This window comes from Methanoregula sp. (genome assembly GCF_028679125.1).
GTDB lineage: Archaea > Halobacteriota > Methanomicrobia > Methanomicrobiales > Methanospirillaceae > Methanoregula.
In genome coordinates, this window is record NZ_JAJRCG010000008.1 from 59,696 (window position 1) to 80,576 (window position 20,881).

The 20,881-nt window shown below is 55.3% G+C and carries 18 protein-coding genes; 10 read left to right on the forward strand and 8 right to left on the reverse strand.

Going from position 1 to position 20,881, the window contains the following annotated elements; genetic code table 11:
• Window positions 1-128 precede the first annotated feature (128 nt).
• Complete coding sequence (locus LUQ43_RS07325; RefSeq protein WP_299965728.1) at window positions 129-374, reverse strand: hypothetical protein; 246 nt, start codon at window positions 372-374, stop codon at window positions 129-131.
• Between the two features lie 216 nt (window positions 375-590).
• Window positions 591-1,226: a hypothetical protein gene (locus LUQ43_RS07330; RefSeq protein ID WP_299965730.1), complete on the reverse strand. Its 636-nt coding sequence runs from the start codon at window positions 1,224-1,226 to the stop codon at window positions 591-593.
• A 242-nt stretch (window positions 1,227-1,468) separates the two neighbouring features.
• Between LUQ43_RS07330 and LUQ43_RS07335 the strand changes: the two genes are divergently transcribed.
• The 4 genes from LUQ43_RS07335 (at window position 1,469) to LUQ43_RS07350 (ending at window position 8,154) form a co-directional block, all read left to right on the forward strand.
• Window positions 1,469-2,857 carry a PAS domain S-box protein gene (locus LUQ43_RS07335; protein WP_299965732.1) on the forward strand — a complete coding sequence of 463 codons (1,389 nt, stop codon included), beginning with the start codon at window positions 1,469-1,471 and terminating at the stop codon, window positions 2,855-2,857.
• Window positions 2,858-2,994: 137 nt separating this feature from the next.
• Window positions 2,995-4,356, forward strand: a complete 1,362-nt coding sequence (locus LUQ43_RS07340; RefSeq protein WP_299965734.1) for an S-layer protein — start codon at window positions 2,995-2,997, stop codon at window positions 4,354-4,356.
• A gap of 11 nt (window positions 4,357-4,367) precedes the next feature.
• On the forward strand, window positions 4,368-5,699 hold the full coding sequence (locus LUQ43_RS07345; protein ID WP_299965736.1) for an S-layer protein: 1,332 nt from the start codon (window positions 4,368-4,370) through the stop codon (window positions 5,697-5,699).
• Window positions 5,700-5,793: 94 nt separating this feature from the next.
• Window positions 5,794-8,154, forward strand: a complete 2,361-nt coding sequence (locus LUQ43_RS07350; protein WP_299965738.1) for a hydrophobe/amphiphile efflux-3 (HAE3) family transporter — start codon at window positions 5,794-5,796, stop codon at window positions 8,152-8,154.
• A 59-nt stretch (window positions 8,155-8,213) separates the two neighbouring features.
• On the opposite strand, the gene LUQ43_RS07355 is transcribed toward LUQ43_RS07350, so the two are convergent.
• Both LUQ43_RS07355 and LUQ43_RS07360 read right to left on the reverse strand, forming a co-directional pair.
• Complete coding sequence (locus LUQ43_RS07355; protein ID WP_299965740.1) at window positions 8,214-8,747, reverse strand: HEAT repeat domain-containing protein; 534 nt, start codon at window positions 8,745-8,747, stop codon at window positions 8,214-8,216.
• Between the two features lie 43 nt (window positions 8,748-8,790).
• Window positions 8,791-9,909: a DUF1646 family protein gene (locus tag LUQ43_RS07360; protein ID WP_299965742.1), complete on the reverse strand. Its 1,119-nt coding sequence runs from the start codon at window positions 9,907-9,909 to the stop codon at window positions 8,791-8,793.
• Window positions 9,910-10,087: 178 nt separating this feature from the next.
• On the opposite strand from LUQ43_RS07360, the gene LUQ43_RS07365 reads away from it, so the two are divergent.
• The 5 genes from LUQ43_RS07365 to LUQ43_RS07385 all read left to right on the forward strand — a co-directional run bounded on the left by LUQ43_RS07365 (window position 10,088) and on the right by LUQ43_RS07385 (window position 13,265).
• On the forward strand, window positions 10,088-10,270 hold the full coding sequence (locus LUQ43_RS07365; RefSeq protein WP_299965744.1) for a hypothetical protein: 183 nt from the start codon (window positions 10,088-10,090) through the stop codon (window positions 10,268-10,270).
• An 8-nt stretch (window positions 10,271-10,278) separates the two neighbouring features.
• Complete coding sequence (locus LUQ43_RS07370; RefSeq protein ID WP_299965747.1) at window positions 10,279-10,599, forward strand: V-type ATPase subunit subunit G family protein; 321 nt, start codon at window positions 10,279-10,281, stop codon at window positions 10,597-10,599.
• 39 nt (window positions 10,600-10,638) lie between these two features.
• Complete coding sequence (locus tag LUQ43_RS07375) at window positions 10,639-12,594, forward strand: V-type ATP synthase subunit I (RefSeq protein ID WP_299965750.1); 1,956 nt, start codon at window positions 10,639-10,641, stop codon at window positions 12,592-12,594.
• A 75-nt stretch (window positions 12,595-12,669) separates the two neighbouring features.
• Window positions 12,670-12,825, forward strand: coding sequence for a hypothetical protein (locus tag LUQ43_RS07380; protein ID WP_299965753.1), 156 nt, complete (start codon window positions 12,670-12,672; stop codon window positions 12,823-12,825).
• Between the two features lie 275 nt (window positions 12,826-13,100).
• Window positions 13,101-13,265 (forward strand): hypothetical protein, encoded by a 165-nt coding sequence (locus LUQ43_RS07385; protein ID WP_299965756.1) that lies wholly within the window; start codon window positions 13,101-13,103, stop codon window positions 13,263-13,265.
• Window positions 13,266-13,762: 497 nt separating this feature from the next.
• On the opposite strand, the gene LUQ43_RS07390 is transcribed toward LUQ43_RS07385, so the two are convergent.
• Window positions 13,763-14,557 (reverse strand): hypothetical protein, encoded by a 795-nt coding sequence (locus tag LUQ43_RS07390; protein ID WP_299965758.1) that lies wholly within the window; start codon window positions 14,555-14,557, stop codon window positions 13,763-13,765.
• Window positions 14,558-14,713: 156 nt separating this feature from the next.
• Window positions 14,714-14,896: a YHS domain-containing protein gene (locus tag LUQ43_RS07395; RefSeq protein WP_299965760.1), complete on the reverse strand. Its 183-nt coding sequence runs from the start codon at window positions 14,894-14,896 to the stop codon at window positions 14,714-14,716.
• 139 nt (window positions 14,897-15,035) lie between these two features.
• Here LUQ43_RS07395 and LUQ43_RS07400 point away from each other — a divergent pair, with 139 nt between their 5' ends.
• On the forward strand, window positions 15,036-15,896 hold the full coding sequence (locus LUQ43_RS07400; protein ID WP_299965762.1) for a GyrI-like domain-containing protein: 861 nt from the start codon (window positions 15,036-15,038) through the stop codon (window positions 15,894-15,896).
• Window positions 15,897-16,199: 303 nt separating this feature from the next.
• On the opposite strand, the gene LUQ43_RS07405 is transcribed toward LUQ43_RS07400, so the two are convergent.
• The gene (locus LUQ43_RS07405) at window positions 16,200-18,725 is read right to left on the reverse strand and encodes a PAS domain S-box protein (protein WP_299965764.1); all 2,526 of its coding nucleotides are present in this window, start codon (window positions 18,723-18,725) and stop codon (window positions 16,200-16,202) included.
• A 67-nt stretch (window positions 18,726-18,792) separates the two neighbouring features.
• On the reverse strand, window positions 18,793-20,796 hold the full coding sequence (locus tag LUQ43_RS07410) for a M3 family metallopeptidase (RefSeq protein WP_299965766.1): 2,004 nt from the start codon (window positions 20,794-20,796) through the stop codon (window positions 18,793-18,795).
• Window positions 20,797-20,881: the final 85 nt, after the last annotated feature.

The window sequence follows — 20,881 nt, forward strand, 5'->3', positions numbered from 1 at the left end:
AGTAAATGCTTCAGGAAACTATTGCGTGGTCCGGCCTGATGAATGTTGCCAGAGCCGGGATCCTGCGGTATTCCCCGGAGAGTATCTACGCCCCGGTCTGCCCAGGGTGCGGATCCGGGAGATGCCGTTCACGCTTTCCTTCCTGCGATCTCCTCCAATGCTTTCCGGACCCCCTCCGGCAGATCGATTGCCTCCAGCAGCGCGGGCAGGAGCACCTGTGCCGTCTGCTTTCCTTTTGGGGTTAACAGATATTCTCTCATCGCTCTCTGTCCTTCAGGGGATGAGAGATACCGGTGGACCATCTCCTGTCCCTGCGGGGAGGCGAGATAGGTTGCCACAAATCCGTTCATCATACCATCATTTGCCACGGTCATTCCTCAACCCGATGATTACACCCTCCGGCCGGGCAGGTATTCAGGGAAGAATCATACATAAGAGATCTGATTCCTGAATGAATACACGTTTAACCGGCCCGGAGAGACCTGCTGGTTACGAAAACGGGGGGGATGATTGAGAGGGTTTAAAAACCCCCCGAATCTATTGATGGGTTTCATCCTGATGTAATATGCAAACAATGGGCTGCAAGGTACTTATTTTGATATCACTTCCATCACTTTGTCCATGATCTGCTCGCTCCGGTTCTTCATGCCGAACCAGACAACGATCGCAATCGAGGCGCCAAGGCCGATACCGATACCCCAGAAGATCGGGGTGATGATCGTGTAGATGATGGTCAGGTCAAGCAGCAGCTGTGAGAGCGCCAGCATGATAACCACGAAATACAGGAACACGCGGAGCAGTAAGAGTACTGGCCTGAGCAGTTCGATATCGGCAGTCTTCGAGTAATTCTTGAAGAGGTCGATGAAGTAATCAATGAGGATGATACCTACCACGAGGATGATAAGGAACGCAACGACATGAGGGATGTACTCGATGACCCTGGTCATGAACGCGCTGAGGTAATCCATATTGAGGATGTCGACTGCCGCAAGGATGGCGATCAGGTAGACGATGACGCGCACGAGGATATCGCCTACGTGCCCAAGGGAGACGTTAGACTTTATGACGGATTTTCCCACGTCAGATTCCCCGATCACCGGAGTGGATATTGCCGTAGCCGTGACCTTGTCAATGATGATACGGACCGCTTTTCCGAGCAGCCGGCCTACAATCCACCCGACAAGAAGCACAATAAGTGCACCGATAATGGCAGGAAGTACTGCCATTACATTTTCCATTCCACGGGAAACTATGTCCATTGAAACCATGTTTTTTAACTCCTGTTAATACCGCACAATTCTGATTATAGAGTGGCAACAATTCATGTTGCGGTTACTCTATTAAAAGCATTGATGAGAATAGTATTTAAAATTGTTCCTAATCAATTATACAACATGGTGATTCATAACACTTATAAATTCAGCAATCCATAAATTTTACAAGAGCCACGAGCCCGGCCAAAACCACCATGATGCAGGATTACCAGCAGGAACTCAACGTAATACGGGATCTCTTAAAGAAAAACCCGAACGGGATGAGTGTCACCGATATCTCAAAGGCGTTAAAGAAGAACAAGAACACTATCGGACGATATCTCGACATCCTGCTCATCTCCGGACAGGTTGATATGCGGACGTACGGGATGGCAAAGGTATACTCCCTCTCCCAGCGGGTTCCGCTCTCGGCCATGCTCAGTTATTCAAAAGAACTGATCATGGTATTCGACACCGAGTCCCGGATCATCGATGTGAACGCGAATTTCCTCACCCTCCTGCACCTTTCGCGCGAAGAGACCATAGGGAAAAACCTCACTTACCTCCAGTCCCCCGAAGTGGATGTCCATGATCTCATCAGCATCCAGGCAACCGACAGGGAAGAGCGCGAGAGCACGGTCACGTTCAATGTCAGGGGCAAGGGCGAGCGGATCTTCAACCAGAAATGTGTTCCCACGGTTTTTGATGATGGCCGGAAAGGCATTACCCTGATCCTCGAAGATGTCACGGAGCATATCCTTGCCGAGCGGGAGATCCGGGAGAACGAGGAGCGGTTCCGGATGATGGCCGAGAACATCCACGATGGCCTCATCATATTAGAGAACGGCAAAACCGTGTATGCCAACAACCGTATATCGGAGATCACGGGGTACTCTCTTGAAGAACTCTGGGCAATGAACACGGTTTCTATCGTCCCGACGGAATGCCAGGATGCAGTGTTGAAGCGGATCCATGATATCGAAACAAATCCTGACAAACCCGCCAGCCTCCAGATGTGGATCATCAGGAAAGACGGGGAGCGGCGGTTTGTCTACCTCCGTTTCAGCGCTGTGCGGCACAGCGACATACGCTATAATTTCATTATATTCACCGATATCACGGAACTCAAGACCCAGGAGGCGAAGGTGCGGGAGAGCGAGCAGCGCTTCCGGATGATGGCCGAGAACATCCAGGACGGGCTCATCATCGTGGAGAACGAGCAGGTCGTATATTCGAACCACCGCATCAACGAAATAACCGGGTATTCTGATGAGGAGATGATCTCAATCGGGCTCCACGGGACCATCATTGTTGAGGAGGTATCTTCGGGGATGGCGGCTGCGGGACTCATTCCTCATTCAGACAAGACAAAACTCGAGGAGATTGTCAAGAGTGTCAAACCAGATTCAGGTACACCCGGGGAGTTCAAGATATGGATAACGCGCAAGGATGGCACGCCGCGGTTTATCCAGGGGAAGGTCACCGCCGCCCGGCACGGGGACGTGACCAGTACTTACATCACCATCGCTGATATCACCGTGTTTGCAGAGCGGGAGAAGACCCTGCGTGAGCGGATCGATGCGCTCCAGCAAATCCTGGATTAAAGATCCCGCCTCTCTTGTTTTTCCCCGGGACTTCGTTTGGTATTAATTATTCGTATGTATAACCCATTGGAAAAATGATTTAATACAATGACTTTCAACATTTATGAAACATTTGTAAATTATGGCGTGAAATAATCATGACTGTGCGAGAAAATACTACCCCCCCCACTCCTGGAAACCGACTTGGTCTGGGCTGCAATATCCTGGCCTTCATCATCCTGACCGGCATTGCGGTGGCACTTATTACAGTGTCCCCGGTGAGTGCCGGCGATGGAACACAATATCTGGCAGGAAGCCCGGAATTGTCTGCTGCTATTGATGGCAGCAATGAACTCTCTCCGGGTAAGGAAGTCCAGCTTAAGGTTGTCATCCAGAATACCGGTATCAACCAGTTCAAGTTTGTAAAATCCACCATTGTCAACCGCGATGACATCCCAAGTACCGCAAAATTCCTCACGGTTTCCTTGGGTGCAGGCAACACATCTATGATTGTGAAGTCTGATCCGCAGATGCTCGGGGATCTCCTGGCAAGCGGCAAGTCTACTGCAACATTCACCGTCAGAGTCCCATCCGATGCCACAGCAGGAACATACGTGCTTCCGGTGATACTGAATTATACCTATCTCTACACTGCTGACCAGTACGGTACTGACACTATTGAGTACAGATACAAGTCCATGAACGAGACCTTGGAACTCCCCATCAAAATCAAGGAGGATGCCCAGATCGATGTCATCTCTTCCGACATCCAGCACTTAAACGCCGGGACAGAGGGGTACATCACGCTCAAGGTGAAAAATGTCGGCCACGAGGATGCAAAGAAAGCCATCCTTGTCATTGCACAGAACGGCAAGAGCCCGGTTATCCCTACCCAGGGCAGTGCCTATATCGGTGATTTCCCCGCTAATGGAATCGCAACCGGCATCTTCAGGACCTCGGTAGATTCAAGCGCAGAGGCCCAGACTTATCCCCTCGATGTGTACGTGAAATATGAGAACACCGACGGAGATACCGTCTCATCCGATATCGAGACCATAGGCGTACCGGTCGGAGGGAAGATAGAGTTTGAGATCATCTCTGATCCGCAGACCATCTCGCCCGGCCAGAAGAAAGTGATCACGGCCAAATTCAAGAACGCCGGCGATGCAACGGCTTACCAGGCGGTCGCCCGGATCAGCATGGTCGATCCCTTCTCCAGTAACGATGACTCGGCATTCCTTGGTGATCTTGCACCCGGGGAGACCAAAGAGGCATCATTCCTGGTTACCGCTGAGAGCACGGCAACCGTGAAAAACTATGGTATCGATTCCGAGGTCCGGTACCGCGATGCCCTTGACAATTCGGTAATCTCTGATTCAATGAAACTGGATGTAACCGTTGTCCAGGGCAAAAGTGTCACTTCCGTGCTGACCGATAACCCGGCCCTCCTCGCCGCACTTGCAGTCCTCATCATCGCCATTGGCGGATATCTCCTCTACCGCAGGAAGAAACTCCAGTAACGGGGGAAAGCATGGCCTCAACCAGCCTTTCCAGCAATGCCTGCACGGCTTTCGCAGTGATCGTCCTGATCATCTGCGGTGCCGCCATAATGGCACCGGTCTCAGCGGCAACCAAGTACCTCGGGGGAACCCCGGTGCTCTCTGCCAGCGTAACCGGTGTCAACGAGTTTACACCGGGACAGGATGCCACGATTAGTATCCTTGTGAAAAATACCGGTGTCAGCACCATGAAACAGCTTGACCTCGGCACGATTGATTACGAAGACCTTCCCACAACGGCAAAATTCGTGACAGTCAGCCTGGCCTCGCCCACAGATGACATTATCATCAAGAGCGACCCGCAGATGATCGGGACGATTCCCGCCAGCGGAACCGGCGTTGCCGTGCAGTTCAAGGCCAAGATCTCGGCAAATGCAACCACCGGGGAATACCCGCTGCCGCTCACCATCAACTACAAATATTCCAATGACCTCCGCCAGGAGAAGGCCGATGTATACGATTACGTGTATGTCGATGCAGAAGACACGATCCCCGTCACGATCCGGATCAAACCGGAAGTGAAGATCGCGATCGTGAAATCCGACCCGGACACGATAGCTACGGGAACCGAGGGATACCTCCGCTTAACGATCCAGAACATAGGCCCTGAAGATGGCAGCATGGCTACCGTGAAACTGGTCCGGATCGGGAGCAGCGCCATCATCCCGACCGACAGCACGGTCTTCATCGGGAATTTCCCGAGCGGCGGGATTGCCAACTGCAGTTTCAAGATCTCCGCATCTACTGACGCAACCAACCAGATCTACCCGGTGAACGTCCTTGTAACCTACACGAACCGGGAGGGCCAGATCATCAATACAGATACCGAGACCATCGGCATCCCGGTCAATGCCAAGACCAGCTTCTCGATTACATCCCCGGTTCCGTCCATTGCAGCCGGAACGCTCAGTAAGGTGGACGTGACCTACCGGAACAACGGGAACCTGACCGTTTTCGATGCCCAGTCACGACTCACCCCCCACGGCCTTGTCACGCTGGATAACAATGTGGAATACCTCGGGACCATCAGGCCCGGTGAATCCGTCACGGCCCGCTATGATATTCAGGTCGACAAAGCAGCAGAGACCGGCGAATACACATTCGACAGCAAACTCCGGTACCGCGACGTACTCGGCAACAGCCAGGAATCGGATACGATTCCCGTAACCATCCAGATCCTCCCGGCGAAAGGGGACTCCATTGCAGGTCTTCCGATCAGCACAATCGTTGTCGGGATCATCATCGTGGGGATCATTGCCGGGATCGGGCTGTTCGCATACCGGCGCAAAAAGAGCATGCAGTGAGTTACCATGACTCCCCTACCGGGATATATATTCCACCAACCCAGGAGAGGCTTCAGATATATCGCGAACAACGGATTCGGGAGGGAGACGACGAATGATTAAGGAAATTTTTGAATTCATAGCACATTCCATCATCAAAAAGCCCAGACTCGTTGCCTGCCTGGTCATCGCCCTCTTCTGCCTCGGGCTCTATGGCATGACCTCGCTTTCCATGGCGACAGGGTGGGAGACCTATGTTTTCAAGGACTCTCCCGCCGGTGCCCTTGAGGCAAAATACAACGAGGACTACAAGGCAGATACGATCATCCTCATTGTTGAAGCCGGGGACCCGCTGAGCCCGGATGTCCTGGCCTATGTCGATAATCTTGAAACCGATATCCGTCAGCAGCAGAATATCAAGAGCGTGCAAAGCCTCCCCGATGTCCTGAAAGCGTACAATGGAGGGACTCTACCGACATCGGAGGCTGACACGCTGAAGATTGTCAATGCACTTCCCGAGAGCACCCGCGCCCTGCTCTATCCTTCCAATGTGCTGACCCTCGTCCAGATCAAGCTCACTCCGGGATTGTCCGATAAGGTCCAGAAGTCCGTACTGAACAATATGCAGTCCGTTGTGGACACCTCCTCCCCGCCACCCGGGGTTACCGTTGAAATGTCCGGCTCCCCGGCCTTCACCAAGCAGATGGGCGAAGGGCTTACGAGCAACATGGGCATCCTGATTGGCGGTGCGCTTATCCTGATGATCATCACGATGGGCATCCTCTTTTCCTATGTCCGCCACCGGTTCATGCCGGTCCTGCTCGTGGCGCTCGGTCTTGTCACCTCCCTTGGCCTGATGGGCCTTGCCGGTATCAGCCTGAACATGGCGGTGATCGGGGCATTCCCGGTCCTGATCGGTCTTGGGATCGATTACGCGATCCAGTTCCACGCCCGGTTTGATGAGGAAGCCCGCAAGGGATCCCTTGAGGATGCGGTCTTCATGACCGTAACCCGGACCGGCCCGGCAGTCATGTACGCCATGCTGGCCACATCCATGGGATTTCTGGCCATGATGGTCTCGACCGTCCCGATGATCCGTTCGTTTGGGATTGTATCCATCATCGGCATCAACACCTGCTTCTGGATATCCTGTATCGGCATGCCCACGCTCGCCCTCCTGGTGAATTACAAGCCCAAACCGCAGCAGACCGGACAGTGCTATGCTGTGGGGACGAATGCGTGCGACACCATCATCGATAACCCGAAAAACCAGGCAAAGAACAAGAAGAAGAGTTCTTTCTCCTATGGGGAGTTCCTGACCAGTACCTCGGTAAAGATTGCAAAGAACCCGATCCCGGTACTGCTCGTTGCCGGGCTTATCGCCCTTATCGGGTTCCAGATCGACCCGACCATCCCGGTCAGTTCCGATGAAAACTCGTTTGTCCCCTCGGATATGCCGGCCAAGATCAACATCGATAAGGTCACCCGTATCATCGGGGCAACCAGCACCGCTGACCTGCTGATACAAGGCGGCCGGGTAACCGATCTCGATACGGTGATCTGGATCAAGGAGTTCCAGGATTACGAATTAGCGCACCATACGGAAATGACCGGTGCAACCAGTATCGTCACGTATATCCTCGAATATAATGGCGGTGTGATGCCGGAGACCCAGGCCCAGCTCGATACCGTGCTGGCAAGCATACCGGAGGATACGCGGACATCGGTTCTTAGCGACCCGATGTGCGGGATCATCCGGTTCAGCACCGGGGACATTTCGATGATCCAGCAGAACAGCCTGAAAGAGCAGGTGATCAAGGATATCGAGTTTCTCGAACCTCCTGTGGGTATCACGGTAGCTCCGGCAGGTAGTTTCGAGCTGTACACCAGTCTCCTGGGAGCTATGTCAGAATCGAAAGATACGATGACCATACTCGGGTTCATCTTTGTCGGTATCTTCCTGATCCTGGTATACCGGCACCTCCACGCGATATCCCCAATGATCCCGATCATTTTCGTTGTGGGCTGGAACGCCGTCATGATGTATATCATCGGCCTCACGTACAACCCGCTCACGGCGACACTGGGATCGATGACGATAGGGGTGGCCGCGGAATACACCATCCTTGTCATGGAGCGGTATGCCGAAGAGGAAGAGCGTCTGCATGATCCCATTGCCGCCATCCAGGAGAGCGTCCAGAAGATCGGCAGCGCCATTACAGTATCAGGCCTTGCCACATTCTTCGGGTTCTCGGCACTCTGCCTCGCGACATTCCCGATCATCAGCAACTTTGGTATCTCGACCCTGATTGCAGTCGCGTTCTCGCTGATCGGCGCAATCTTCATCATGCCGGCAGTACTCTCCCTTGTGGGGGGTCTCGATGAAAAGCTCAAGGCACGAAAAAAACCGGCTGCCGGACACGGGGCAGAGACACCTGCTGACGAGACCACCCATAGCAGCGAAGGATCTTCATAAGGGAATGAACGCGGGAGATCTTCGCTGCCATTCCCCTTTTTTTATAAGAGCCTGAAAAGTCACGTCTCTTTTTTCGCGTTCTCAATAATGACCGGCAGGCCGGTCTCTCCCATCTTCCAGAGCGTGAGGTTGGCACACGCACGGAGCAGGTCGTCCGGGTCATCGAGCCGCTGCCTGAGGGATTCCACGGCGGGTTCACCGATCCGGCAGAGTGCCTGCGACAGGAATCCCCGCAGCGCCGGGTCATCGCTTTTCATCGCCAGGATGAGGGGCTCAACTGCGGGCCTGCCGATCTCGCCCAGCGCTGCTGCTGCATAGCGCCGGAACTCCTTATTGGGATTCCCGTTCATCGCGGTGATCAGGGAGCCGATTGCCGGTTCCCCGATGCGGGAGAGGGCAATAGCCGCATACCAACGCCGGTCATTATCCGTCGCCCCGGCAAGAGCCTGGAGCAGGGGGGCGACTGCAGGTTCGCCGATCTCCCGGAGCGCTGCAACCGCCCGGTGCCGCACATCAACAGACGGATCTGCCAGTGCCGCGATCTGTCCTGCAATCCCCGTATCCGTACCCGTTTTCCCGCCCGCTGGATCCATAGATATCACTGATCTGGGTACTGTTCCTTAAGGTTGTTTTCTTTTATGCAAAGCCCAGCCAGCCCGGGACAAAGAGAATGGCAAAGAAGACGAGCATCAGCGCCATCCCGAGCGGCAAGCCGACTTTCGCCCATTCGCTGCTGCTGATATTGAGTTTGCCGGCGGCAATGATATTGGGGATGTTGCCGGGGATGAGCATCCCGCCGGCAATGAGCAGGCCCATGAGGGCGCTCGTGATCTGCTGCGATGAGAGGGCGGGGCTGATCTCCGCTGCGGCAAGGGTTGCATTGTCGAGCACCGCGGAGACGATGTTGATCCAGTAGAGCCCGGCAGACGGGATCATGATGATATACTCAAGGATGAGCGGCTTGAACCCCTCGCCAAGGAAGACCAGCGCCATGATGAAGAGATAGACTTTCCCGGCGCGGATGAGGATCTCCCGGATCGACTCGCGTTCCACAATGCACTCGAGTTTCTGGTCGCCCGCGTGGCTCCGGGTGAAGAGGACAACCCCGACAATCCCGAGAGCAAGGATGGTCGGGATGATATAGATCGCGAGCCGGTCAAAGAGGAAGGTGAAGCCGGCGTTATAGGGTGCGCCGGAGAGCTTGGAGATCACGATCGTTGTGAGAGGCTCACCCAGCGGGGTGAGGCCGGCCCCAAGGCCGATGGAGAAGCAGGAGACCACCGCGATCTCGATCTTGGCCTTCTTCACCACGGGCAGGGCATTGAGGATCTCGACAAGGATGATTGCCGCAAGGATGGCGGAGATGATGCTTGAGACAAGACCGAGGACAACGATGAGCAGGAAGACAATCCATTTCAGCGAGAACCGGTCGATCAGGCCGACGATCGTTTCCTGCATCCGGTGGTAGAAGACATAGATCAAAAGGCCGAAGACGAGCACGATCTGGACAATACCGATCGGGATGCCGAAGATACTCGTTATCTGGAGCGGGGAGAGGAGCGCTTCCTGGACGATCGCGCTGCTCCAGCCGGTCTGCTCACCGGCAATGGTGATGAATCCGGAAAGGGTAAGGGCGCAAATCCCGCAGGTAAAGAGGAATACCTCAAGGTTCTGCTCAACGCACTTCACCCGGAACGGGAGGATCAGGACCAGCGCAAAGATGATGAGCAGCCCGATGTTCGCCAGAATATCCATATGCCATCTCCACCCGGCATACAGCCGGTTATTACCGGAAATATGGTTGCCCGGAGAATTAATGAGTTCCTTTTCTCAAGATACCCCCGGAACGGGGCAAGAAAGTATATATCCATCATAGACGGTATAGGCAATTGATCATCTCTGAGGGGGGGATCGGGGGATGGCACAGGATCTCATGAAAACCATCAGTGCACTGCAGAACGCGGCAGTAGGGCGCTGCCGCAAACGGATAGCGGATGCGGCACTGAAGGCAAAGGGGATCATGGGGAGCGAACCCCCGGGTGAAGAGACACCACATCCCTGCGGGAAACCCCCGTGCGGTGTGACGGCAATCCTGAAGCGGAAGCACGGGCTTTAGGGGGGACTATGGATTCGGAAAAAACACTCCTGCAGCAGATCCGGGATAAGGAGCAGGAACTTGCACAGGAAGTAGAGGCGGCCCGGATCGGGGCGGAAGCCCTCGTTGCCGCAGCCCGGAACGAGGCGGGCGACCTGCTCTGCACGGCAGACACCCAGGCAAAGACTGCCGCCGAGCAGGTGTACTGGAAGGAGAAAGGCAGGACAGAGACCGAGATTGCTGCCCTGAAAACATCGGCTGGACTGGGGCGGGAGACCTCTTCAGTGCAGGGTGAGCGAAACGTTCCCGCTGCTGCGGAACGGATCGTCAGGTACGTGACTATGGAATGAGGCCGGGAGCGCCCGGCAGGGATTGGTATGCTCCAGGTGATGAAACGCATCCAGGTGATCGGGCCAAAAGAGGATCTGGGCCGGGCTGTCGATCTCCTGTACCGGGCAGGCACCGTTCACCTTGAGAGCGCACCCGGGCAGGTCAAGAAGACCGAGATCTGGCTCGGGAACGTCCGGCAGGACGAGGCGGATGAGGTCTCAATAGTCCTTTCCACCATCAGCGCCATCTTCTCCACGCTTCCGGTTATTGCAGATGATGCCGGACGGCAGGAGCAGATCCGCGACTCCCTTGAAGAGAGGACCCATACCGGGCTCGTTGCGAGGGCAAAGGAGATCATCCGCACCCTTGAGACAACAACCCGGGAACTGGCGGGAAAGAAGGGCGAGCTTGCGCTCTCGGTTGCCACGCTGAACCGGTACCAGAAAGTCCTCGACATCATCCATCCTCTGGAGAGTGAACTGCCGGTGCTGGAGGGATTCGAGGTCACGATCCTCCTCATCCAGGAGGAGCACCGGGACGTCCTCGACCTGATCCGGCAGGAACTGGTCACCATCACCAATGACCGGTGCGAGATGACCGCAACAACGGTCGATGCCGAGACCCTTGCCGCCATCATGGTCTTTCCCAAGCGGCATTCCGAGGAGGTCCACGCATTCATCTATTCCGTGAACGTGAACGAGGTGCGGCTCCCGAAGGAGTATGCCGGCCGGCCGTTCTACGAGATGTACGCCCTGCTCGAAGAGAGCCGGATCAAAGCGCAGGAGGAGATCGCGAAGATCGACCGCGAACTGCTCACGCTCTCGAACACGTGGTACCAGGAACTTGTTGTCCTCAGGAAGCAGCTGGAGAATATCCACTGCGAGCTGGGTGCGTACCGGAACTTCGGGGTCTCGGAGTATACCTTCGTCATCATGGGCTGGATCCCGAAGAAGTTCCTGAAGAAGACAAGACAGGCCCTGCTCGAGGCATTCGGTGACCGCGTGGTTGTCTGCGAACTCCCGACAACAGAGAAGGACATGGAGGATGCCCCGATCTTTTACGACAATCCCTTCTGGGTGAAGCCCTTCGAGTTCATCATGCAGCTCGTCTCCCCGCCGCGGTACCGCGAGGTGGATCCTTCACCCATCCTCGCGATCTTCTTCCCGCTCTTCTTCGGGATCATGGTCGGCGACATCGGGTACGGGCTCATCATCCTCGCCTTCGCGCTCGTGATCCGGTACCGCTTTGCGGCTATCGCGTTTGCCAAGAACCTGGCCGACATCCTCCTCATCTCCTCGATCCCGACCATCATCTTCGGATACCTGTTCGGCGAGTTTTTCGGGGATCTCGGGGAGATGATGGGATGGCTCCACCCGGTGCACTTCCTTGGCATCACGTGGAACCGCGTGGATGCGATGATCCCGATGCTCATCTTCGCCATCTCGATCGGCGTCATCCACGTCTTCCTCGGGCTCTTTATCGGTATCCGGAACGCGATCATCACGAAGAAGAGGAAGCACCTGTACGAGAAGTGCGGGATGCTGATGATGATCGTGGGACTGATTGTCCTTGTCTGCATGCTCGCGGGGTTCCTGCCGGAGGCTGCCATCTATCCGGCGGTTGCCCTCATGGTTATTGCCCTCCCTCTCATCCTTCTGGGAGCAGGGGTGTTCGGCACCATCGAGGTGATGAGCACGGTGGGAAACATCCTCTCGTACGCGAGGCTGATGGCGATCGGCATGGCCTCGGTAATCCTCGCGATGGTAGCCAACCGGCTGGGGGGAGCCTTCGAGATTGCCATCATCGGGGTGATCGTTGCCATCCTGCTGCACACGCTCAATGTCGTGCTCGCGATGTTCTCCCCCTCGATCCACTCGGTGCGTCTCCATCTCGTCGAGTTCTTCTCGAAGTTCTATGAGGGGGGAGGGACGGCTTACCAGCCGTTTGCCCGGGCAGTTACCGAAGGGGAGCAGAAAGGGACGGGACCGGATCCCGGCGTGCAGGAACCTTCGTGAGTCTCCTGCATCCTCTTTTCCTTAAGGATTCCCTCCCGTTATTTTTAGAACGAAAAAAGAGTGCCGGGAACGATCATGGAGAAACGTCAGAATATGGTTTTGTACGGAGTACGAACCACCGGGGAGATTATCACGGGTATCATGCCCGTCCGGATTGACCATGTCGCTGCATTGACGCTGGAGTACGAGATCCGGGAACCTGCTACACGTGAATCAAAAGCCCTGCTCTAGCGATTTTTCACCGACAGAATACATCTCCAGTTCCGGGCTCCGGGTTATCCTCGCAACCTCAAAAGACTGCAAAAGCTGCAGGAGGCCACTTCGGGATCTTTCCGCTCACCCCGTTTGTGGACCATATCTTCACCATGTATGGGTTCACGCAGGTCATACGTATCTATGATACTGAAGAGTCCGCCATCCGGGCAGGTTCACATCCGGGACGGCCACGGTGAACGGCTGACGGTGAAACCAGGGGGCTGGATCTCTCGCCGGCAGACTTCTCCCGCATGGTAGCGGCGCTGGCTGGCTGGAATCTTATTACCGAAGAGACCTCTCCGGATCATGGAGAAGAGACGCTGTACAGCATCAGCCCTGAGGGCGAACTGGCATTGTTCGTGTATTCAGCCCGCATGAAGAAACGGGGTGTCGCAGGCACACCCGGCATCACGTGATCCCCGTACTTACGCTCCGACAGGGTCCGGTTGAAAAATAAAATCAAACCCTGATTGATCCGGATCGGATTTTCAATCGCGATCATGATCGCGATGAATTTTTTAAAATCAGGGTTTGATGAAAAAATTTCAAGCAAGGTCTGCCTGAAAATTTTTAATCATGGTCTGGTTGCCAAAAGTTAAACGGATCTGTAGCAGTTCAATCCGACAGTTCACGATGAAATAGGGGGCGCACTTACCCTTTTTCAATCAAGGTCCGCTTGAAAATTTTCCATCAAGGTCTGCTGAAAAAATTTTTACCAGAGTCTGGTTGAAAAATAAAAATCAAACCCTGATTGATCCGGATCAGATTTTCAATCGCGATCGTGATCGCGATGATAATTTTAAAATCAACAATCGATTGAGAATTTTTCAGCAAGTCAGGTAAACCGGTTCACGATTCTGAAAAGATGAGGCAGGAAGATGATAGCCGATGACGTCTCCCGATCAAAATGTGATCACTGCTCTTTGAGGTTCTGCTCATCCTCGGCAATCCATGTCTTCAGTTTCCGGATACCTTCCTCGATATCCCGGATCCGGGCTTCGTTCTCCGTGAGCTGGATTTTAGCCTTTGCTGCCTTCACGGGATCCTTGCAGGTGGTAAGGAAGGTGCGGATATGGCCACTCCCGATCTGGAAATTCTCCCGTGCACCCACAGCTTTTTGCAGCCGTTCATAATTGGCCTCAAGATTCTTCCGGGAACGGAACCTGGTTCCTGTCTGCTGCTTCGGCTTTACCGCTTTCACCGCGTCCCATGCCGCATCGTGGGTCTTGCGGATCGCCTGGATTTTGTCAAAACAGGCTTTCTTGTGTTTCGCAATCATCGCGTGCTTGTATCGCCCGAGCGTGTCACCGGCATTCTTGAGCGCCTGCCCCCTTTCTACCAGATCGTGGATGCCAGGAGTGCCGGGCGGGAGCCGGGCCTGGTCCGCGAGCTTCATGATCTCATCCAGGTGCTGCTGCGACAGGGACTCCAGGGATCCGTACCCGGCCTTCTGTTTCTCCTTCACTTCCCCGCAGAGTGCATTGAACTGGTTCCAGAGCAGGTCCCGGTCGCTCTTTGCGAGCGGTTTGAGCTCCCTGAATAACCCGGTGATCTGCTTTGCTTTGTTCCAGAAATCCTGGTATTTGGTTACGATCGGGCGGTCTTCCCGGATCGGGCCGGTTAATGAGACCAGAGTTTTGATCTCACGGTCCAGGAGTTCTGCATGGGTATGGGCGCTTTTAAGCCAGGGATCATCTTCAGGTTTCATAAAAATTCCGGTTGCTGGTTGGTCTTGTGGATATGGTGTCTGTATCTGCCCGCGTGGCAATAAAATAGTATCCGCTGCCTGATCTCCGGGTTCGTTCTTCCCTCGAAATCAGGCTATTATTTGCAGATCGGGCGCATGTTGCCCGGCCGATACCCGTCAGGTTATCTCTTTGAGGTTGACAGAGACATCGTTCGCAATCCGGGAGTACCGTTTCGGGTTCTCCTCGAACTGCTTCTTGCACCAGTTGCAGCAGAAGTAATAGTTCTGGTTTTTATGCGTGGCGGTATATTTCGCATCCTCTTCATCAACGATTGCCAGACAGACGGGATCGGTTGCCATGTGAACTCCTTGTACCAGTTTTCTGTGCAGGTTCCAGATATTCCCTTGCACATGAACTTAAAACCCGCCGGGCATAACCCTCCCCCGTGGCAGACTCCAACACCCTATTTTGTCTCAGGCAGCACATAGTACCGTAACAATGGCATACGACCAGATCCCTATCGGCAGGTTCTCGCTCATCACCCGGCTCAGCCAGAAAGCACTGCGCCTCTACGATGAGCGGGGTCTCCTCGTACCGGAGGTGAAGGATCTCTGCTCCGGCTACCGCTACTACACCGGAGCCCAGATCGCACGCGGCGTCTCCATCAAGACCCTCTGCGGCCTGGGGTTTTCCTTAAGCGAGATCGATATGCTCCTTGCGGCAAAAGCACACCACGATGCCTGCACCATCCGGGAGCTGTTCGGGCGGCGCCGGCAGGAGATCAGGTCCGAAGTCCAGAGGTTACAACAGATCGAGGCGATCCTCGAGAATGAGGATGCCTCCCTGGAGCTGATCTACATGTCACTCAATGAACCCCTCATCAAGGATGTCCCACCCCAGCGGATCGTGGGAAAGAAGGGAACCGGCGCCTACAGCGAGACTATCTCCCGGCTCATGCCTGCCCTCTGCAGCCAGATCTTCTCGGAGGAGAACAAGAGGAACGGGCTGAAGGTGACCGGGCCCTTCATGACGCTGTACTATGACTGCGAGTACCGCGAGAAGGATGCGACCATGGAGTGCGCTGCACCGATCACCGGCAGGATTGTCCTCTCGGACCCGGAGATGGAAGTCCGGACCCTGCCGGGCGGAAAGTGCCTCTCGCTCATCCACAAGGGATCCTACTTCAATCTCCACGAGGCATGGTGCCGGATCGGGGCATATGCCGAGGAGCACAATTATATTGCCTGTGGTCTCCAGCGCGAAGTGTATCTCTCGGACCCGGATGTTGTTATGGAAGACGAACTCCTGACTGAACTGCAGATCCCCATCGGGACCGGTGCCGACAGGCCAGGGAACTGAAAGGGGATCACCCTGCTTCTTTTTTCACCCGGATAAACGGATTTTTTTTATGGACCAAAGGATTAAACGCCCCAGACGCAAGCTATGCAGCAATAATGCCTCCCGTTGTGAGACCGGATTGTCCGTGCCCGAATACCAAATGCAGCCGCTTCACTCTCTGCGAGGAGTGCGAGGCATCCCGGGCAGAACAGGGAAAGCTGCCGTTCTGCCGGCGACCTGAACAATCCCTGCTGGACAGGATACGGAAAAAACCGGGGATTGACCGGTAAAATTTTTCTGCACGTGAACGGAGAACCGCACGCGTCAGGAATGCCGGGCCACGGGGGTTATCCGGTAATTCCCTTTCGGGACATGGATCTCGAACCGTGCTCCTTTGCCCGGTTCACCGGTCTCCCGGATGGAAAGACCGGTGATCCCGAGCACTTCCTGCGCAAGGAAGAGACCCAGGCCGGTGTGCTTTCCTACCCCTTTTAAGAAGATCCGCTCCTTGTCTTCTTGAGGAATGCCGTCCCCGTCATCCTCAACCGAGACGACATACCCGTCCGGGATCTCCTCCCCGCTCACCTGAACCCGGGTCACGTTCCCCCCGTGCATGGCCGCATTCTCGAAAAGATTCAGGAACACCATCCTCAGGAGGGGATCGGCAAATATTTCGCAGGCTTCAAGACCGTGCTCCAGGGACACGCAGGAAAAGCCATGGTCCATGCACACCGTCATGACCGCAGCGTGCAGGTTTTGCCACCGGGGTTTCTTCACACCGATGTCCTGGTACTGCTGGGTGAAGGCTATCTGGTTCTGGATCACGGAGCTTGCATGGATCGCCTTGTTCAGCAGCTGGCGGTTCTCCGGGTCTGCAATCTCCACTTCGAGAAGTCCGAGAGAGCCCTGGAGCACGGTCAGCTGGTTGAGAATATCGTGCCGGGTTATGCTCGACAACAGGTTCAGTTTCTTGTTCGATTCCTGCAGCACCTCTTTTATCCGCTTGAGTTCCGTGATATCCCAGCCCACGGACTGGAACTCAATGATCCGGCCTGATGTATTGAAGATGGCACGATCGCTCCAGTGCTGCCACCGTATCTCTCCGGAGGGCATGACGATGCGGTGGTCGATCGCGGCTACAGGATTCTTTGGGGAGAACCGGGCCAGCTGCTCCTTCATCAGCCGGGCATCCTCCTGGGGGAGCACGACGGTGTGCGGTCTTCCGATGCAGGTCTGCCGGTCAAGGCCGAAATAACGGCAGTACGCATCGTTGACGAACGTCAGAGTCCCGTCGGGACTGAACCGGCAGATGAACTCGGTCTGGTCCTCGACTACCGCCCGGTACCGCTCCTCGCTTCGGATCAATGCCTGCTGGTTCTTTGCCAGCTCGTCATAATTCTGCCGGAGCTCCTCCTCCGTTGCAGTCAGTTGCTCGTAGGAAGAGTGCAGTTCCATCTGGCTCTTTCCCAGTTCATCGTAGTTCTGCCGGAGCTCCTCTTCAGTCGCAGTCAGTTGCTCGTATGCCGCATTCAGGTTCTCGTACGCCCGCTGGAGTTTCTCTTCTGTCGTTTTTCTGTCGGTAATATCCCGGCCCACGGACTGGAACTCGATGATCCTGCCTGATGTATCGAAGATGGCGCGATCACTCCAGTGCTGCCACCGTATCTCTCCTGATGGCATGAGAATGCGATGGTCGATCGCGGCTACAGGATTCTTTGGGGAAATGTGAGAGAGATGATGCTTCATGACCGGGCGATCTTCATCCGGAAGAGTGGCTGTGTGGGGCTTTCCGATGCAGGTTTGCCGGTCAAGGCCGAAATACCGACAGTACGCATCGTTGACGAACGTCAGAGTCCCATCGGGACTGAACCGGCAGATGAACTCGGTCTGGTCCTCGACTACCGCCCGGTACCGCTCCTCGCTCTGGATCAGCGCCTGCTGGTTCTTTGCCAGCTCGTCATAATTCTGCCGGAGTTCCTCCTCGGTAACAGTCAGCTGTTCGTACGCTGCATTCAGCTCCTCATGCGCCCGTCTTAGTTTCTCCTCGGCCTCCCTGCGCTGGGTAATGTCGCGGACGGACTCAATCGCACCGACCACGTTTCCGGAAGCATCGAAAATAGGGGAGGCCGTGAGCAGGTAGTGGGCCCCGTTCCTGTCAGGCTGTTGAGGAGTGGACATTTCTGCCGTGAGCCGGTTGCCGCTCCGTTTCAGGTCCGGGTATACTTTTTCCACATCCTCTCCTGTCCGGATAATACAGTCTGCAAGGGCAAGGCGCCGATCCCCGTGGAACGGGATTGAATAGGATTGATCCCCGGTGCCGATCACCGACTGGGGAGGCACGCCCGTCATCTCTTCCATCATCCTGTTCCAGAGAATGACCTTGCCTTTCAGGTCGATGGCAAACGTTGCATCCGGCAGGAAATTGATCAGGTCCGAGTACTGTTTCCGGGAAGTCTTCAGTTCTTCGTGCACGTGACGCTGTTCGATAGCAGTCCGGATCTTGTATTCCAGTTCAGTAAACTGCGATTTTGGTTCCCCGCCTTTCTGGAGGTAGAAATCAGCGCCATTATTCAGGGCTTCAATGACGATCTCTTCCCGTCCCCTCCCCGTAAAAAGGATGAACGGGAGCTCCCTGAAGTACTTTCGGATGTACTGGAGGAACTGGATACCGTCAATTCCCGACATCTGGTAATCCGAGATGATCGCGTCATAGGGATGACGGTGAATTTTTTCAATTCCTTCCTTTGCCGACAGTGCGGTATCCACACTGATGTGCCCCGACATTCCAAGGAAGATCCTGCCGAGATCCAGGAGGGCAGGTTCATCGTCAACATAAAGTACGGAATACATTGGTAATACAGGAATCCTTTGAAAATGTTTGTTGTTTTTAAATAAATGTCAACCGATCTGTACTTTTTCAGCCAGTAGGGGAGTGCCTGGCCGATGGGGACGCATTGATCCCGATGTGTCTGTATAATGCATCCGTCCCGGGTTCCTTCCCGAGGAAATTTTTCAGGAGCACCGTACCGTCCTCCATGTTGCCCCGGGCAAGGATCTCCTGCCGGAACTTCATGCCGAGATCCTGGCTGGTCATCCCGGTACGTTTGAACGCATCAACGATGTTGAGCGCGTACACCTTCGACCAGAGATAGCCGTAGTATCCTGCATCGTAACCGCCCATGAGGTGGCCGAACGATGCCATCGGGTGGGTTCTCTCAAGGGGGTGGATCCCCATGATCTCCTCGTATGTCCGGTAATCCACATCGGTCACGTTGACCGGTCCTGTGGCCGTGTGGAATTGCATGTCCACCATCGCATTGGCCAGCTGCCGGCTATAGTAATAGCCGTTCCCGATATTCCGCGATGCAATGACCCGGTCCCGGAGTTCCACAGGGATCTTCCTGGAGGTGTCCGTGTAGTGGCCCGATATTGATTCCAGTACCTGAGGATCCCAGGCCCATTCCTCAAGGGTCTGCGAAGGTGTTTCAACGAAATCCCACTCAACGTTGAATCCCGACTGGGTGCCGTACGGCACCGTGGTGAGGAGGACGTGCATGGCATGGCCGGTCTCGTGGAAGAGCGTCTCGATCTCCTCCATGGAGAGGAGTGCAGGTTTATCCCCGTCAGGTGCATGGAAATTCCCGATGATGGCAAGAACGGGTGGATTATACGTGCCGTTCTTCTGCCTCCCGTTGGTGACCGGGGATGCGCAGAAATGCCCGTACTTCCCATCCCGGGGATAGAGATCCAGGTACAGGTATCCGATGGTTGCATTGTCGCTTTTGTTTCTCACCCGAAACAGCCGGACCTCCGGGGACCAGACCGGGGCATCCTCCACTTTATCGAACCCGATATCAAAGAGGGTGCCACAGATGCCAAACAGGCCCTTCAGCACGAGGTCCACCGGGAAGTACTCCCTGACCTCCTCCTCGTTATACGCATACTGCTCTTTCTTCTGGCGCTCCAGCAGCCAGGCAACATCCCAGGGATCGATCGCCGTCGCATCCGGGTCCAGCCCCTTCTTGATGAGGAGGAGTTCAGCGAGTTCGGCCTGTGTCTTCTCTTTCAGAGGCACCTTCAGGGAGGTGAGGAACGCCATGACCGCGCCGGTGTTCTTTGCCATCCTCCCGTCCAGCTGGAAATCGGCCCATGTGCTATACCCGAGCTCCTTCGCAACCTGCCGGCGGAGTTCGATGGCCTGTTCGAGAAGGGCGGTGTTGACCTCAGCCTGTCGGTTATTGTAGGCCGCGTACATCCTCTTCCGGCTCCCGCTGATGTCGGCGTTCATCATCACGGCGAGATAGTCCGGGTATTTTGTGGTAACAAGGCAGGTTCCCTGTGCGGTACGGGTGAAGGTGGCAATCGATGAGGGCGGGACACCGATCAGTTCCTCATCCGGGAACTCCAGCGTGGTATTGTCGTTGTTCAGGTTGGACGAGAACTGCGATTCAAGGCTGCTCAGGTTCGCCCGCATGGCCCTGACCGTTGCCAGCCGGTCGTCCGGCAACTTAAGCCCGTTGTGCTCGAATTTCCGGATTGTCACCTCATAGAGCCGTGATTCTTCCGGGGTTCGCGGCGCCTGGCCCTTCAGCACATCGTACAGGTCCCGCCGGGTGGTCACCCCGTTGATGAAGATCTGGGATAAAGCCTCGACTGCCATCCCCTCGGAGGCAACGTTTGAATCCGGGTACACGTAGCCCATCAGGATGAGTTGCTGGGTTGTATCCGAGTAATCGGTCATTATACGGTCGAACGCAAGGAGCGTGTTGTCGACCGTGCGGTCCTGTGCCGGAATGGCTACGATCACGTTGAGCGCGGTAGTGGCGGTCTGTTCTGCCTGGGCGCTGAGCCTGGGGATTTCCCCGGGGGAGTACTGCGCCCGGATCGGTGCCAGCGGGGAGGTTTGAAATTCGGGCGGCATGGCAGATCAGTCATCATTTTTACACTGTTACGGGGGATAAAGGCGCGGGATGCGGCACCCGGTCCTGTGCCGGGAAGGTTCCGCA